General features: G+C 51.1%; 10 protein-coding genes. 3 read left to right on the top strand and 7 right to left on the bottom strand.

What is annotated here, in order from left to right; genetic code table 11:
* Positions 1–16: 16 nt before the first annotated feature.
* From ltaE to aqpZ, 6 genes are all read right to left on the bottom strand, one after another.
* Positions 17–1,018 carry a low-specificity L-threonine aldolase gene (gene ltaE, locus LVQ77_RS06085; RefSeq protein WP_232903969.1) on the bottom strand — a complete coding sequence of 334 codons (1,002 nt, stop codon included), beginning with the start codon at positions 1,016–1,018 and terminating at the stop codon, positions 17–19.
* Positions 1,019–1,055: 37 nt separating this feature from the next.
* Positions 1,056–2,777, bottom strand: coding sequence for a ubiquinone-dependent pyruvate dehydrogenase (gene poxB, locus LVQ77_RS06080; protein WP_232903968.1), 1,722 nt, complete (start codon positions 2,775–2,777; stop codon positions 1,056–1,058).
* A 104-nt stretch (positions 2,778–2,881) separates the two neighbouring features.
* Positions 2,882–3,850: an NADH oxidoreductase gene (gene hcr / locus LVQ77_RS06075; RefSeq protein ID WP_232903967.1), complete on the bottom strand. Its 969-nt coding sequence runs from the start codon at positions 3,848–3,850 to the stop codon at positions 2,882–2,884.
* 9 nt (positions 3,851–3,859) lie between these two features.
* Positions 3,860–5,512: a hydroxylamine reductase gene (gene hcp / locus LVQ77_RS06070; protein ID WP_232903966.1), complete on the bottom strand. Its 1,653-nt coding sequence runs from the start codon at positions 5,510–5,512 to the stop codon at positions 3,860–3,862.
* A 143-nt stretch (positions 5,513–5,655) separates the two neighbouring features.
* Positions 5,656–6,555, bottom strand: coding sequence for a LysO family transporter (locus tag LVQ77_RS06065; RefSeq protein WP_064517446.1), 900 nt, complete (start codon positions 6,553–6,555; stop codon positions 5,656–5,658).
* Positions 6,556–6,725: 170 nt separating this feature from the next.
* On the bottom strand, positions 6,726–7,421 hold the full coding sequence (gene aqpZ, locus LVQ77_RS06060; RefSeq protein WP_154149594.1) for an aquaporin Z: 696 nt from the start codon (positions 7,419–7,421) through the stop codon (positions 6,726–6,728).
* 473 nt (positions 7,422–7,894) lie between these two features.
* Between aqpZ and LVQ77_RS06055 the strand changes: the two genes are divergently transcribed.
* Entirely contained in the window at positions 7,895–9,550 is a 1,656-nt protein-coding gene (locus LVQ77_RS06055; protein WP_232865026.1) for an ATP-dependent endonuclease, read from the top strand.
* A gap of 12 nt (positions 9,551–9,562) precedes the next feature.
* Here LVQ77_RS06055 and LVQ77_RS06050 read toward each other — a convergent pair whose 3' ends face one another.
* A complete protein-coding gene (locus LVQ77_RS06050; protein WP_232865025.1) occupies positions 9,563–10,510 on the bottom strand; it encodes a VirK/YbjX family protein in 948 nt (315 codons plus the stop codon).
* 141 nt (positions 10,511–10,651) lie between these two features.
* On the opposite strand from LVQ77_RS06050, the gene macA reads away from it, so the two are divergent.
* Together macA and macB are read left to right on the top strand one after the other, a co-directional pair.
* On the top strand, positions 10,652–11,767 hold the full coding sequence (gene macA, locus LVQ77_RS06045; protein WP_232903965.1) for a macrolide transporter subunit MacA: 1,116 nt from the start codon (positions 10,652–10,654) through the stop codon (positions 11,765–11,767).
* Positions 11,764–13,710, top strand: a complete 1,947-nt coding sequence (gene macB / locus LVQ77_RS06040; RefSeq protein ID WP_232903964.1) for a macrolide ABC transporter ATP-binding protein/permease MacB — start codon at positions 11,764–11,766, stop codon at positions 13,708–13,710. Before macA ends, macB begins: the two co-directional genes overlap by 4 nt.
* Positions 13,711–13,808 lie beyond the last annotated feature (98 nt).

The raw sequence follows: 13,808 nt of genomic DNA, 5'->3' as shown, positions 1-13,808 counted from the left end.
CGTCCGTGACCTCTGTTTAGCGTTGTAAAAAAGTCTGCCAGTGAGAAACCACTTCGGCCAACTGCTCACGGTTCACATCAAGGTGAATCACCAGGCGAGTTACCGGGCCCGCACTCATCAAAACACCGCGTTCTTTCATGAATTTACCGAGGCTTTCAGCTTGTTCAACCGGCACGCGTACAAACACCATATTGGTATCCTGACGAGAGACATCAACACCGATTTCACGCAATTCGCCAGCCAGCCAATGAGCGTTGTCGTGATCCTCTTTCAGGCGTTGCACATTATTCTCCAGCGCGTATAAACCCGCCGCCGCCAGAATTCCTGCCTGACGCATGCCGCCACCAACCATTTTACGCCAGCGTGTCGCACGTTTGATGTACTCGTGGCTGCCGACTAACAGCGAACCGACCGGCGTTCCAAGTCCTTTAGAGAGGCAAATTGTGAAGGTGTCGCAGTAGCGCACCACTTCTTCAAGCGTACAGCCATATTCCACCACGGCATTAAAGATACGTGCGCCGTCAACATGCAAAGCCAGGTTGTGATTGCGGCTAAATTCCCAGGACTGCTTCAAATACTCACGCGGCAAAACTTTGCCGTTATGGGTATTTTCGAGGCTAAGCAATTTGGTGCGCGCAAAGTGGATATCGTCGGGTTTGATCTTCGCGGCGACTTTATCAAGCGGCAACGAACCGTCCGGGTTGGCATCAATAGGCTGCGGTTGAATACTGCCTAAAACCGCAGCACCACCGGCTTCGTAGAGATAATTGTGCGCAAGTTGACCGACAATATACTCTTCGCCACGTTCGCAATGGCTCAGCAGCGCTACCAGGTTTGCCTGAGTGCCGGTTGGCAAAAACAGCGCTGCTTCTTTACCGCTGAGTTTGGCGGCGTAATCTTGTAGTTCGTTGACCGTTGGGTCATCACCGTAAACGTCATCGCCAGTGGGGGCGGCCATCATACGTTGGAGCATTTCATCGCTCGGGCGGGTTACGGTGTCGCTGCGCAAGTCAATCACGGTGGGTCCTTATTATTCTCCAAAATTACTCTCCTTTTTACCGGAACCAGTTGGTTTTCGCCAGTTCGATAACTTCATCACCGCGTCCGCTGATGATGGCGCGTAACATATACAGACTGAACCCTTTGGCCTGTTCAAGTTTGATTTGTGGTGGAATCGCCAGCTCATCTTTGGCAACCACCACATCCACCAGCACCGGGCCGTCAATACTTAGGGCACGTTGCAAGGCGTTATCCAGGTCGGCCGCTTTTTCAACCCGAATACCTGTGATTCCACAGGCGTCAGCGATTTTGGCAAAGTTTGTGTCGTGCAGTTCGGTGCCGTCTGTGAGGTAGCCGCCTGCTTTCATTTCCATAGCCACAAAACCGAGCACGCTATTGTTAAACACCACAATTTTGATCGGCAGTTTCATCTGCACGACCGAGAGAAAATCCCCCATCAGCATGCTGAAACCGCCATCGCCGCACATGGCGATAACTTGCCGGTCGGGTGCCGTTGCTTTTGCGCCCAGCGCTTGTGGCATGGCATTAGCCATCGAGCCGTGAGTGAATGAACCTATCAGGCGGCGTTTGCCGTTCATTTTCAGATAACGCGCAGCCCACACGGTTGGTGTGCCGACATCGCAGGTGAAAATTGCGTCTTCGTCGGCGTAATGGCTGATTTGTTGCGCGACATATTGCGGGTGGATCACTTTGCCATCGCCCGGTTGCGCCAGTTCATCGAGGCTTTCGCGCGCCTCGCGATAGTTATCCAAAGCCTTATCCAGGAAGCTGCGGTCGGTTTTTTCTTCCAGAAGCGGAATCAATGCCGCAAGTGTGGCTTTTATATCTCCGACCAGCGCCATATCCACTTTACTGTGCGCGCCGATGCTGCCAGGGTTGATGTCGATTTGAATGATTTTTGCGTCAGTTGGATAGAAAGCGCGATAGGGGAATTGGGTGCCGAGCAGGATCAGCGTGTCGGCGTTCATCATGGTATGGAACCCTGACGAAAAACCAATTAGCCCGGTCATGCCAACATCGTAAGGGTTATCGTATTCAACGTGTTCTTTGCCACGCAGCGCGTGAACAATCGGCGCTTTAAGCGTGGCCGCAAACTGCACCAGTTCTTCATGCGCCCCCGCACAACCGCTGCCGCACATCAGCGCGATGTTATCGTTATAGCGCAGCAATTGCGCCAGTTTTTTTAGCTCGTCATGCGGCGGCACAATAATTGGCTGTGGTGCCGGATACCAATGCGTGCTGGCGGTTTCCGGGGCGGGCTTAAGCGCCACATCGCCGGGTAAAACCACGACCGAAACGCCACGGTTTAATACCGCTTTGCGCATCGCAATCGCCAGTACCTGCGGAATTTGTTCCGGGGATGACACCAGCTCGCAATAATGGCTGCATTCGCGGAATAACTCTTCGGGATGGGTTTCCTGGAAATAACCGCTGCCGATTTCGCTCGATGGAATGTGCGCCGCAATGGCCAGTACCGGAACCCGGTTACGGTGGCAGTCGAACAGGCCATTGATTAAATGAAGGTTGCCGGGGCCACAGGAACCCGCACACACCGCCAGTTCACCTGATAGGTGGGCTTCTGCGCCTGCGGCAAAAGCGGCGACCTCTTCATGACGGGTCGGCATCCATTGAATGGTACCCATGCGATTCAGACTATCGCTCAGCCCATTGAGGGAATCCCCGGTGACGCCCCAGATTCGTTTTACGCCTGCACTTTCAAGCGTTTTTGCCAGGTAAGCTGCTACGGTCTGTTTCATTGGTTCTCCTTGTCACGATTCAGTTAACGTAAACAAGCTTAGTCAAGGAAACAGAAGAGGCAGGGCAGAAAGTGCCACTCAGAATCTGAGTGGCACGAGTGGGATCAGGCGAGAACTAAATCACTTTGCGGATGGCAACAGCAAGCCAGTACGTAACCGTTGGCAATTTCTGCATCGGTCAACGTCATGGTGCTGCTTACGGTGTAATCACCGGACTCAACTTTGGTTTTACAGCTGCCGCACACACCAGCACGACAAGCCGCATTCACTGGCACGCTGTTACTTTCCATGGCCGCCAGCAGCGAGCTACCCACCGGCGCATAGAACTCACGCAGCGGTTTTAACGTGGTGAACTTCAAACCACTTTCGACAGGTGCGGCGACCGGGGTAAAGAATTTCTCAGCATAAAACGCGCTCACGCCCAATGCTTTGACTTCTTTCTCCACCAACTCCATATACGGAGCTGGGCCGCAGGTCATGACGGTGCGAGAGGCAATATCCGGCACGGTTGTCAGAATTTCGCGCGTTAAGCGCCCGGCGATAAAACCGTGCGTCGCGTTATTCTCGGCAACCAGTGTCACCGGATAATGACGCCATTCGTCGGCAAAAATCACATCTTCGGGCGTTCGAACATTATAAATAACCTGTACGTCCGCCTGTGGGCGATGCTTTGCCAGCCAGCGTCGCATCGACATAATCGGTGTGACGCCACACCCTGCCGCCATCAGCAGATAGCGGTCGGTGGTGAGATTTTCACAGGTAAATTCCCCCTGGCCTTCAGACAGCCAGAGGTAATCACCGGGTTTCACGTCCTGGGTTAGCCATGCGGAACCAACGCCATTTTCGATACGGCGGATGGTCAGCGTGACGAACGGGCTGAGTCCCGGCGTGGAAGAAATGGTGTAAGCCCGCAGTGTTTCATCACTATCACGAATACTTACCAGTGCGTACTGCCCGGCTTTGTATGGGTAAAAATCGTGATTAATCAGCGAGAGCGTCCATACATCCGGTGTTTCCTGATGAATATGATGCACCTGCATACGGTACGGGCACAGTGGCGTTGGCATAGTCATGGCTTCTCCTTATGCGCCCATCAGCTGTTTAATATCTTCATCAACAGTCGTGATGGCGCGCAGGCCAAACTTCTCATTGAGCACAGCCAGCAGGTTTGGTGTCAGGAAGGCCGGTGTAGTAGGACCTGCGACAATATTGGTCACGCCCAGCGACAGCAGCGTCAGCAGGATAACAATCGCTTTTTGCTCAAACCATGAAAGCACCAGGCTCAGTGGCAGGTCGTTCACGCCACAACCGAGTTTTTCGGCAAGCGTTACCGCAAGAATGATTGCTGAATATGCGTCGTTACACTGGCCGGCATCGATCAGGCGTGGCAGCCCTTCGATATCGCCGAAGTCCAGTTTGTTAAAGCGGTATTTACCGCAGGCAAGCGTCAGGATCAGGCAGTCTTTCGGCACGCTGGTAGCGAAATCGGTGAAGTAGCTACGCTCGCCGCGTTCACCGTCACAGCCACCCACCAGGAAGATGTGGCGCAGTTTTTCACGGCTAACCAGGTCAATAAGGGTATCGGCAGCGCCCAGCAGAGTCTGACGGCCAAAGCCGACAGTAATCAGGTGCTCGATTTCGCTGTATGGGAAGCCCGCCATTTGCGTGGCCTGGGTAATAACCGATGTGAAATCGTCACCTTCGAGGTGGCTAACGCCCGGCCAGCCAACAATGCTACGCGTCCAGATGCGGTCAGTGTAGGAGCCGACTTCCGGGTTGATGATGCAGTTTGAAGTCATCACGATTGGGCCAGGGAAGCGGGCGAATTCGCTTTGCTGGTTCTGCCAGCCGCTGCCGTAGTTGCCAACCAAATGTTTGAATTTGCGCAGTTCCGGGTAGCCATGCGCTGGCAGCATTTCGCCATGGGTATAGACGTTTACGCCAGTGCCTTCAGTTTGTTCCAGCAGGTTATAGAGATCTTTAAGATCGTGGCCGGAAATCAATACACATTTGCCAGCGACCGGGCGCACATTCACTTGCGTAGGTGTTGGGTGACCGTATTTCTCGGTTTCGCCCTGGTCCAGAATGCTCATCACTTTGAAATTCATCTGGCCTATTTCCATGGAGCATTCAAGCAGTGCACCCATATCCGCAGGCCAGGTGCCGAGCCACGCCATAATTTTGTGGTATTGCGCGTAGATGTCGTTGTCGTACTGGCCGAGAACGTGGGCGTGTTCCATGTAGGCCGCAGCACCTTTCAGGCCGTACAGGCACAGCAAGCGCAGGCCGAGAATATCGTCACCAATTTCGGCTTTGTCGCGGTTTGGCGCGAACTCAGCAGCCTGGCGCTGCAGGTCCCCCAAATCGTTGCTGACCAGTTGCAGTTCAGCCATTGGATTGGTGACGGTAATGTTTGGGTTAATCGCAAGGGTGCGAGTTTTCAGGCTTTCGCGCGCAATGATGGCTTCGCGGGCGTAGCCAACGATGCGTGGGGAATCGAAGTTGACGTTGGTCAGCGTTGAGAAAAAGGCACGCGGTGCAAAGTGATCAACTTCATGACTGATGATGCCGACTTCACGTGCGGCCAGTGCCCATGCAGATAAACCCTGCAGTGTTGCGATCAACAAATCTTGTAGGTCTGATGTTTCAGCCGTTTTCCCGCACATGCCCTGAGCATAAGAGCAGCCGTTGCCCGCAGGGGTGCGGATTGTTTGTTCACATTGCACACAAAACATGATCGTACCTTTTAAAGTTATATTTGATATACATGTTTAAGGTTATGCTCAGTGCCGCACAGGGAAAAGGTATTTCTGATACAACTTAAAAGGAGATTGATTTAGCGCAAATTTGGCGGCAGAAACCTACCGCCAATGAGGTATCAGGAAGCGAAAAATGCCATGAGAAGCGGGGTGAGTAAGCTGAGGATAAACCCGTGAACAATTGCCGCAGGAACAATTTCCAGCCCTCCGCTGCGCTGTAAAACAGGCAGGGTGAAGTCCATCGACGTTGCGCCAGACAACCCGAGGGCGGTTGAGCGGCTACGGCGTACCAGTCCGGGAATCAACATGATGGCAATTAGCTCTCGCGCCAGGTCATTAAAGAATGCCGCACTACCAATTACTGGCCCGTAGGATTCCGTCATCAAAATACCCGACAGTGAATACCAGCCGAATCCCGATGCCATCGCTAAACCAGTCTTAATCGGTAGGTCGAGAATAAAGGCGTTGATAACACCACCGGCAAGTGAACTCAGTGCCACGACTACTGCCACAATCATACCGCGCCGATTAAGCACAATCTGTTTCAACGTCATACCGCTATTACGCAGTTGGATACCAACCAGCAACAACAGGAATATAAGTGTGTATTCGCTGGCGTCAGTCGCGTGATGCAGAATTGGCCAGCCAGTCAGGCCAAGCAGAAAACCAGCTATCACCACGAAGCATAATTTTAGTGATTCCAGCGCCATCGCAATTCGTGAAGGGAGTTTTTCTTGTTCGTGATTGTGGCGCCATGGCATGGAACGCTCAAGCCAAAGCAGTGCAGCAGCATTGCAGAGCAATAACACCACAACGGTGACCGCAGCGTAATGAAGGATTGCAAGCAGGTTACTTGCCAGGTTATCGAGAAATGCGAGGCTGATGCCCATGAAAAATAAAATCACATACACAATCCAGCTCAATAGGCGATTAATGAGCTTTAACAGACTGGTTTGTTTCAGAGGAATCAGATAACCGATAATCAGCGGCACTAAGATAATTAACAATCCCGAAAACATGGTGCGGACAATCCTTGCGATAGAAGTAACGACGTATGTCACACTACCCAAAGAAAGAGAATGAGTAAAGCTACGAAAAAAAAGGATTTTTATGCAGGTTGAGGATTTGGTGCAGGGCAAGTAAATACAGCGCCACCAGCCAAATTGAAGCCGGTGACGCTTGAATCAAATTAGTTACGTTTTTCCAGCAATGTCCGGTAGATAACGCCACCCAGGATACCGCCAATGATTGGCATCACCCAGAACAGCCACAATTGCTGTAATGCCCAACCGCCCTGGAAGATAGCAACGGCAGTACTACGTGCTGGGTTCACAGAGGTATTGGTGACTGGGATGCTAATCAGGTGAATCAAAGTTAACGCAAGGCCAATAGCAATAGGTGCAAAGCCCGCTGGTGCAAACTTATCAGTTGCGCCATGGATCACAATCAAGAAGCCGCAGGTCAAGACGATTTCAATAATGATTGCTGACAACATGGAGTAATGGTCTGGAGAATGTTCACCATAACCATTAGAAGCAAAACCGCTTGCTGCTGCATCAAAGCCACTTTTGCCGCTGGCAACTAAATAAAGAATACCGGCTGCAACAATACCGCCAATCACTTGCGCCACAATATAACCAATAACATCTTTAGCTGGGAAACGACCGCCAGCCCACAAGCCCAGAGTGACTGCTGGGTTAAAGTGGCCGCCGGAAATATGACCAACTGCATAGGCCATAGTTAATACAGTTAAACCAAATGCTAATGCCACCCCGGCAAAACCAATCCCTAACTCAGGATATGCCGCTGCCAGCACAGCACTCCCACAACCACCGAATACTAACCAGAATGTGCCAAAGAATTCTGCCGCTAATTTCCTAAACATAACCACCTCTGCATTTCAAAAACAGTGAATCCCGGGTGATGTAAATAAAGGCATCTACCCGATTATTGTTTGTTACAGCCGTTTAAGACGTAACGTAAATAATAAAAGAGCAGCAATGTTAATGAGTTCACTTAGTTAGAGCCACACTATAAAATCCTAAAAAATTGATTTAGGGCAATGAGATGGCATTCCTTTCAAGAATAAACACGTTGGAAGTATAGAAGAGTTTTTAATAAAGTAAGAATTGTCTTGTATTAAACGCACTTTTTATCGGTTGGCAGAATTACAAGTAATAACAATAAACTTTACTGTTTATTTTTGAGCAAAATAAAAATGGAAAAATTAATAGTATCCTGCTACGCCATAAATAACTCGACGGGCTAACCTGCCGCCAGAGGGGGAAAGGTATATACTCGAGCTATGCAGGCTGTGGCGTGTAGCTAAAGGAAAGCATTAACCAATCTGGAGGGATTATGTTTCTCGAGCGCGTAGAAATTGTCGGATTCAGGGGTATTAACCGTCTATCGTTAATGCTTGAGCAAAATAACGTTTTGATTGGCGAAAACGCATGGGGTAAATCCAGCTTGCTGGATGCGCTCACTTTGTTGCTGTCACCGCACGAAACTCTCTATCACTTCGGTCGTGACGATTTCTACTTCCCTCCGGGCGATCTACAAGGCCGGGAGCACCATCTACACATTGTGCTGACCTTTCGGGAAACAGCACCTGGCCATCATCTCGGGCGGCGTTACCGCTCACTGTCGCCTGTATGGGTGGAAGGGAATGATGGCTTCCATCGCATCATGTATCGTCTGGTCGGTGAGCTTGCGGAAGATGGCACAATTCTGACGCTACGCAGCTTCCTTGATAACAACGGTCACTCCGTTGAGCTTGATGATATTGATACGCTTGCCAGGCAAATTATCCGTCTCAACCCCGTGTTACGCTTGCGTGATGCGCGATTTATGCGCCGCCTGCGCAACGATAGCATCCCGGTAATGCCAGAAACTGAGATGACGGCCCGTCAGCTTGATTTCCTCGCGCGTGAACTGGTTTCTCGCCCGCAAAATCTCACAGATTCACAGTTGCGCCAGGGGCTGTCGGCCATGGTGCAATTGCTTGAACACTATTTTTCTGAGCAGGGCGCTGTTGCGCATCAGCGGCTGTTACGACGTCGCTCGCACGATGAGCAACGAAGCTGGCGTTATCTGGATGTCATCAACCGCATGATAGACAAACCCAATAGTCGCGCTCATCGCATGATTTTATTGGGAATGTTTTCAACACTTCTGCAAGCAAAAGGAACCGTAGCGCTGGATAAAGACGCGCGCCCCCTGTTGCTGGTGGAAGACCCGGAAACGCGGCTACACCCTATTATGTTGTCAGTGGCCTGGCATTTATTAAATTTGCTACCGCTACAAAAAATCACCACCACCAATTCCGGTGAATTGTTATCACTCACCCCGGTTGAGAATGTCTGTCGTCTGGTGCGTGAATCTTCGAAAGTTGCTGCATGGCGGCTCGGTCCTGGCGGGATGAATGCTGAAGATAGCCGTCGCATTGCGTTTCACATCCGTTTTAATCGGGCCTCATCACTGTTTGCTCGTTGCTGGTTGTTAGTTGAAGGGGAAACAGAAGTGTGGGTGATGAACGAACTGGCGCGCCAGTGTGGGCATCATTTTGATGCTGAAGGGGTGAAAGTCATCGAATTTGCACAGTCTGGCCTGCGCCCACTGATTAAATTTGCAAGGCGCATGGGTATTGAATGGCATGTGCTGGTTGATGGCGATGAAGCGGGAAAAAAATATGCGTCTGTGGTGCGCGGCATTCTGGAAAATGACCGCGATCAGGAACGCGACCATCTGACGACATTGCCTGCGATGGATATGGAGCATTTCATGTACCGCCAGGGATTTGCAGATGTTTTCCACCGCGTGGCACAACTTCCCGAAAATGTGCCGATGAATATGCGGCGCATTATTGTAAAAGCCATCCACCGTTCTTCTAAGCCTGATTTAGCCATTGAAGTGGCGATGGAGGCTGGCAGGCGTGGTATTGATGCTGTGCCTTCGCTGTTGCGAAAAATGTTCTCACGCGTACTTTGGCTTGCACGTGGACGTGCTGATTAGCCCGGTAGTTGCTTAAAACTGCTGCTCAATATGCGTTGTCATCTCATCTAACAAGCTGTAGCGGCGGCGATACTCCGCGCGTTTTTTGCTGGCGATATCCTCAAGGGGTTTGCGAGCCACGCTCAAAGGCATGCTAAAGAGACCTTCTGGCAATAACTCACCGCTCATTGATTGCCAGAAGCTGTCGTAATCGGCATGGATTTTATCTTTCTTCTTTTTCGCATAACGCCATGAGCGATAGATATGCGAGCTGTTGCTCACCGCGAGGATTTTTTTCGCGCCCAAATGGCGTGCCAGTTGGCAGGCAGCTTCAAGAACCAGGCGTTTTGGGAACAATCCGTGACAGGCTTTTGTGGCGACCTGGATATATTCATGGGGTACGTCGCTTTGAGCTCCCTGCAATCCGCCGATAAACAGTGTCTTTTGGCCCTGATACTGGCACAAAGTGAAGGTTAATCCGGCAAGCGAAATCCCATCCTGACGGGTGAAAGTCAACGTCGCTTCACCTTCTTTGTCGAGATTGGCGATGGCACAAAAATTCAGGTAGTAGAAGCATTCATCTTTACCCGTTATGGTTGCCAGATGCGCACCTTTTTCTGAGAAGTGCTGCTGTAGTAGGGCTACAGGCAGGGCATTGGTCAGTTCGTTGTAGTGGAAAGACAATGCATTCGCCACAGCCTTGCGGTTAAAATTCGTTGTTAAATAAGGGCGATGGGTTCGGCAGGGTAAACCAGGTTGCACGTTAAGCAGTTTTTCAAGCCAGGGCTGATGAGATAAATCGCTCAGTAAACGTGCCGTAGCCCATGGATTTGCCAGTGACCGCAGGACAAACTTGCGGCGGTAAGCCGGATTCTTCCATGCGCTACCAGGCGTCCACTGTCCCTTTGCCAGACAAAGAAATAGCTGCCAGCCATTAAGTTGCGGTGTTGAAATAAGTTCGTCTACGGTAATTGGCGACATGATTGAAACCTGGTTGATAAAGAATGGTGTAATTTCACCACTCTTAAGTTCAATGAATGTTCAATCAGTAGCCAGAGAGCCGTAGACTCGCGGTTTTTGTTGAGACTTTATTTAATTAGCCAGTCTGTTTGCAGGATACCTATGAGATTCAAGGGAAAAATAAAAAAACGTTATTGGCTTCTGGGCCTGTTGGTATTGCTGTTCGTCATTTGGCTCTGGAAGTTTCTGAATGCGCCAGCGCCGGTTTATCAGACCATGATCGTGCGTAAAGGTGAGCTGCAACAAAGTGTGCTGGCGACGGGTAAGCTCGATGCTTTGCGTAAAGTTGATGTGGGTGCGCAGGTCAGCGGGCAGCTAAAAACGCTGTCGGTAAACATCGGCGATAAAGTGAAGAAAGATCAGTTGTTGGGGGTTATTGACCCTGAACAGGCGCAAAACCAGATTAAGGAAGTGGAAGCAACATTAATGGAGCTGCGTGCTCAGCGGCGCCAGGCTGTGGCGCAGGCCAAACTTGCGCAAGTAACGTTAAACCGCCAGCGGGCGCTGGCCAAAACGCAGGCAATATCACAGCAAGATCTGGATACCGCAGTGACCGATCTGGAAGTCAGGCAGGCGCAAATCGGCACTATTGATGCGCAAATTAAACGTAATCAGGCGTCGTTAGATACGGCAAAAACCAACCTTGATTACACGCAGATTGTGGCACCGATGGCAGGTGAGGTGACTGAAATCACCACCAAACAAGGCCAGACGGTGATTGCGGCTCAGCAAGCACCGAATATTCTGACACTTGCCGATCTCGGCACGATGCTGGTGAAAGCTCAGGTTTCTGAAGCTGACGTGATTCACCTGAAGCCCGGCCAAAAAGCGTGGTTTACCGTGCTTGGCGATCCGCTAACACGCTATGAAGGGCTGCTAATCGATATTTTGCCGACGCCGGTTAAGGTCAACGACGCGATCTTCTATAACGCCCGTTTCGAAGTCCCGAACCCGAAAGGTGTGCTGCGTCTGGAAATGACGGCGCAGGTACATATTCAGCTTGGTGGCGTGAAAGACGTATTAACCATTCCGCTTGCCGCTCTGGGCGAGCCGGTCGGTGATAACCGCTATAAAGTTTCGGTTTTACGCAACGGTGAAACCCGTGACCGCGAAATTACTATCGGTATGCGTAATGACACCCAGGCGCAAGTTGCCACTGGCCTCACCGAAGGTGAAGAAGTGGTGACTGGCAAAAGCACCACCGGGAGTGCGCCATGACAGCACTGCTTGAGCTACGGGATATTCGCCGTAGCTATCCGTCGGGAGACGAACAAGTTGAAGTGCTTAAAGGCATCAATATCACGATTGAAGCCGGTGAGATGGTGGCGATTGTCGGGGCGTCAGGCTCTGGTAAATCCACGCTGATGAACATTCTTGGCTGTCTGGATAAACCCAGCAGCGGTAGTTACAAAGTGGCCGGGCAGGACACGGCACTCCTGGACAGCGATGCACTTGCGACGTTACGCCGTGAGCACTTTGGTTTTATCTTCCAGCGCTACCATTTGCTCTCGCATCTGAACGCGACCCAAAACGTGGAAGTACCCGCGGTGTATGCCGGTACGGCGCGGGTTTATCGTCAGCAACGTGCGCGAGCTTTATTAATGCGTCTGGGGCTTGCTGAACGTGTTGATTATCTCCCTTCACAGCTTTCAGGCGGGCAGCAGCAGCGCGTCAGTATCGCTCGCGCTCTGATGAATGGTGGGCAGGTTATTCTTGCTGATGAACCAACCGGTGCGCTCGATAGCCACTCTGGCGAAGAGGTGATGGCAACACTCAAGCAACTGCGTGAGCAGGGGCACACGGTGATCATCGTGACGCACGATCCGACGATTGCCGCGCAAGCACAGCGTGTTATCGAGATTCACGATGGTGAGATTATCAGTAATCCTCCTTCTGTTATTCAACAAACTGGTGCACCGAAAGAGGTGAAACCACAGCCTGTAAACTCGGCATTTCAGCAAACACTTAGCAGTTTCCGCGAAGCATTTACCATGGCCTGGCTGGCGCTGGCGGCGAATAAAATGCGCACGCTGTTAACCATGCTTGGGATCATTATCGGCATCGCTTCGGTGGTATCGATAGTCATTGTCGGTGATGCGGCAAAACAGATGGTGTTGCAGGATATTCGCTCGATAGGCACCAATACGATTGATATCTATCCAGGTAAAGATTTTGGCGATGATGATCCACAGTATCAGCAGGCGCTGAAATATGACGATCTGGCAGCAATAAGCCAGCAACCGTGGGTCAGGTCAGCCACACCTGCGCTTTCAAGCAACTTACGTTTACGTTATGGCAATGTTGATGCGGCCGTCAGCGTGAACGGTGTCAGCAGCCAGTATTTTAACGTCTACGGTATGACCTTTAGCGAAGGTAACACCTTTAACGAAGAGCAGCTGGCAGGGCGCGCACAGGTGGTGGTGCTCGACAGCAACACCAAACGTCAGTTGTTCCCCGATAAAGCCAAAGTAGTGGGTGAAATCGTGCTGGTGGGGAATATGCCCGCGACGGTAATTGGTGTAGCGCAAGAGAAGCAGTCGATGTTTGGCAGCAGTAAAATTCTGCGAGTCTGGCTGCCGTATAACACCATGGCTGGCCGCGTGATGGGGCAAAGCTGGCTGAACTCCATCACTGTGCGCGTCAACGAAGGCTACAACAGCCACGAGGCAGAGCAGCAGCTCAATCGCTTATTGCAGCTACGTCACGGAAAGAAAGATTTCTTCACCTACAACATGGATGGCCTGTTGAAAACAGCGGAAAAGACCACACGTACTCTTCAGATGTTCCTGACTTTGGTGGCGGTGATTTCGTTGTTGGTAGGTGGTATTGGCGTGATGAACATCATGCTGGTGTCGGTAACGGAGCGTACCAAAGAGATTGGTATTCGCATGGCGGTCGGCGCACGAGCCAGTGATGTCCTGCAGCAGTTTTTGATTGAGGCTGTGCTGGTGTGTCTGGTGGGAGGCGCGTTGGGGATTTCTTTATCTCTTCTTATTGCCTTCACTTTGCAACTGGTTTTGCCGGGCTGGGAAATTGGTTTCTCGCCGATGGCATTGTTAACCGCATTTGCCTGTTCGACTGCGACGGGAATTATTTTTGGCTGGCTGCCAGCGAGAAATGCCGCAAGATTGAACCCGATTGATGCGCTGGCGCGTGAATAATTTTAATCTGAGATATGACGATTGGTTATAGACCCGAAATAAAAATGCCAGCTTGCGGGCTGGCATTTTGACTGGGTGATGTACACAATGAAACAAAA

The organism is Buttiauxella cochleicola (assembly GCF_021282435.1).
Taxonomy (GTDB): domain Bacteria; phylum Pseudomonadota; class Gammaproteobacteria; order Enterobacterales; family Enterobacteriaceae; genus Buttiauxella; species Buttiauxella massiliensis.
The sequence above is the reverse complement of the archived record's forward strand: the minus strand, read 5'-3'. Positions and strand labels throughout refer to the sequence as shown.

Bases quoted from the DNA above. Each gene is read 5' to 3' on its own strand.
- poxB (WP_232903968.1), bottom strand. From the start codon at position 2,777: ATGAAACAGACCGTAGCAGCTTACCTGGCAAAAACGCTTGAAAGTGCA.
- hcr (WP_232903967.1), bottom strand. From the start codon at position 3,850: ATGACTATGCCAACGCCACTGTGCCCGTACCGTATGCAGGTGCATCAT.
- hcp (WP_232903966.1), bottom strand. From the start codon at position 5,512: ATGTTTTGTGTGCAATGTGAACAAACAATCCGCACCCCTGCGGGCAAC.
- LVQ77_RS06065 (WP_064517446.1), bottom strand. From the start codon at position 6,555: ATGTTTTCGGGATTGTTAATTATCTTAGTGCCGCTGATTATCGGTTAT.
- aqpZ (WP_154149594.1), bottom strand. From the start codon at position 7,421: ATGTTTAGGAAATTAGCGGCAGAATTCTTTGGCACATTCTGGTTAGTA.
- LVQ77_RS06055 (WP_232865026.1), top strand. From the start codon at position 7,895: ATGTTTCTCGAGCGCGTAGAAATTGTCGGATTCAGGGGTATTAACCGT.
- LVQ77_RS06050 (WP_232865025.1), bottom strand. From the start codon at position 10,510: ATGTCGCCAATTACCGTAGACGAACTTATTTCAACACCGCAACTTAAT.
- macA (WP_232903965.1), top strand. From the start codon at position 10,652: ATGAGATTCAAGGGAAAAATAAAAAAACGTTATTGGCTTCTGGGCCTG.
- macB (WP_232903964.1), top strand. From the start codon at position 11,764: ATGACAGCACTGCTTGAGCTACGGGATATTCGCCGTAGCTATCCGTCG.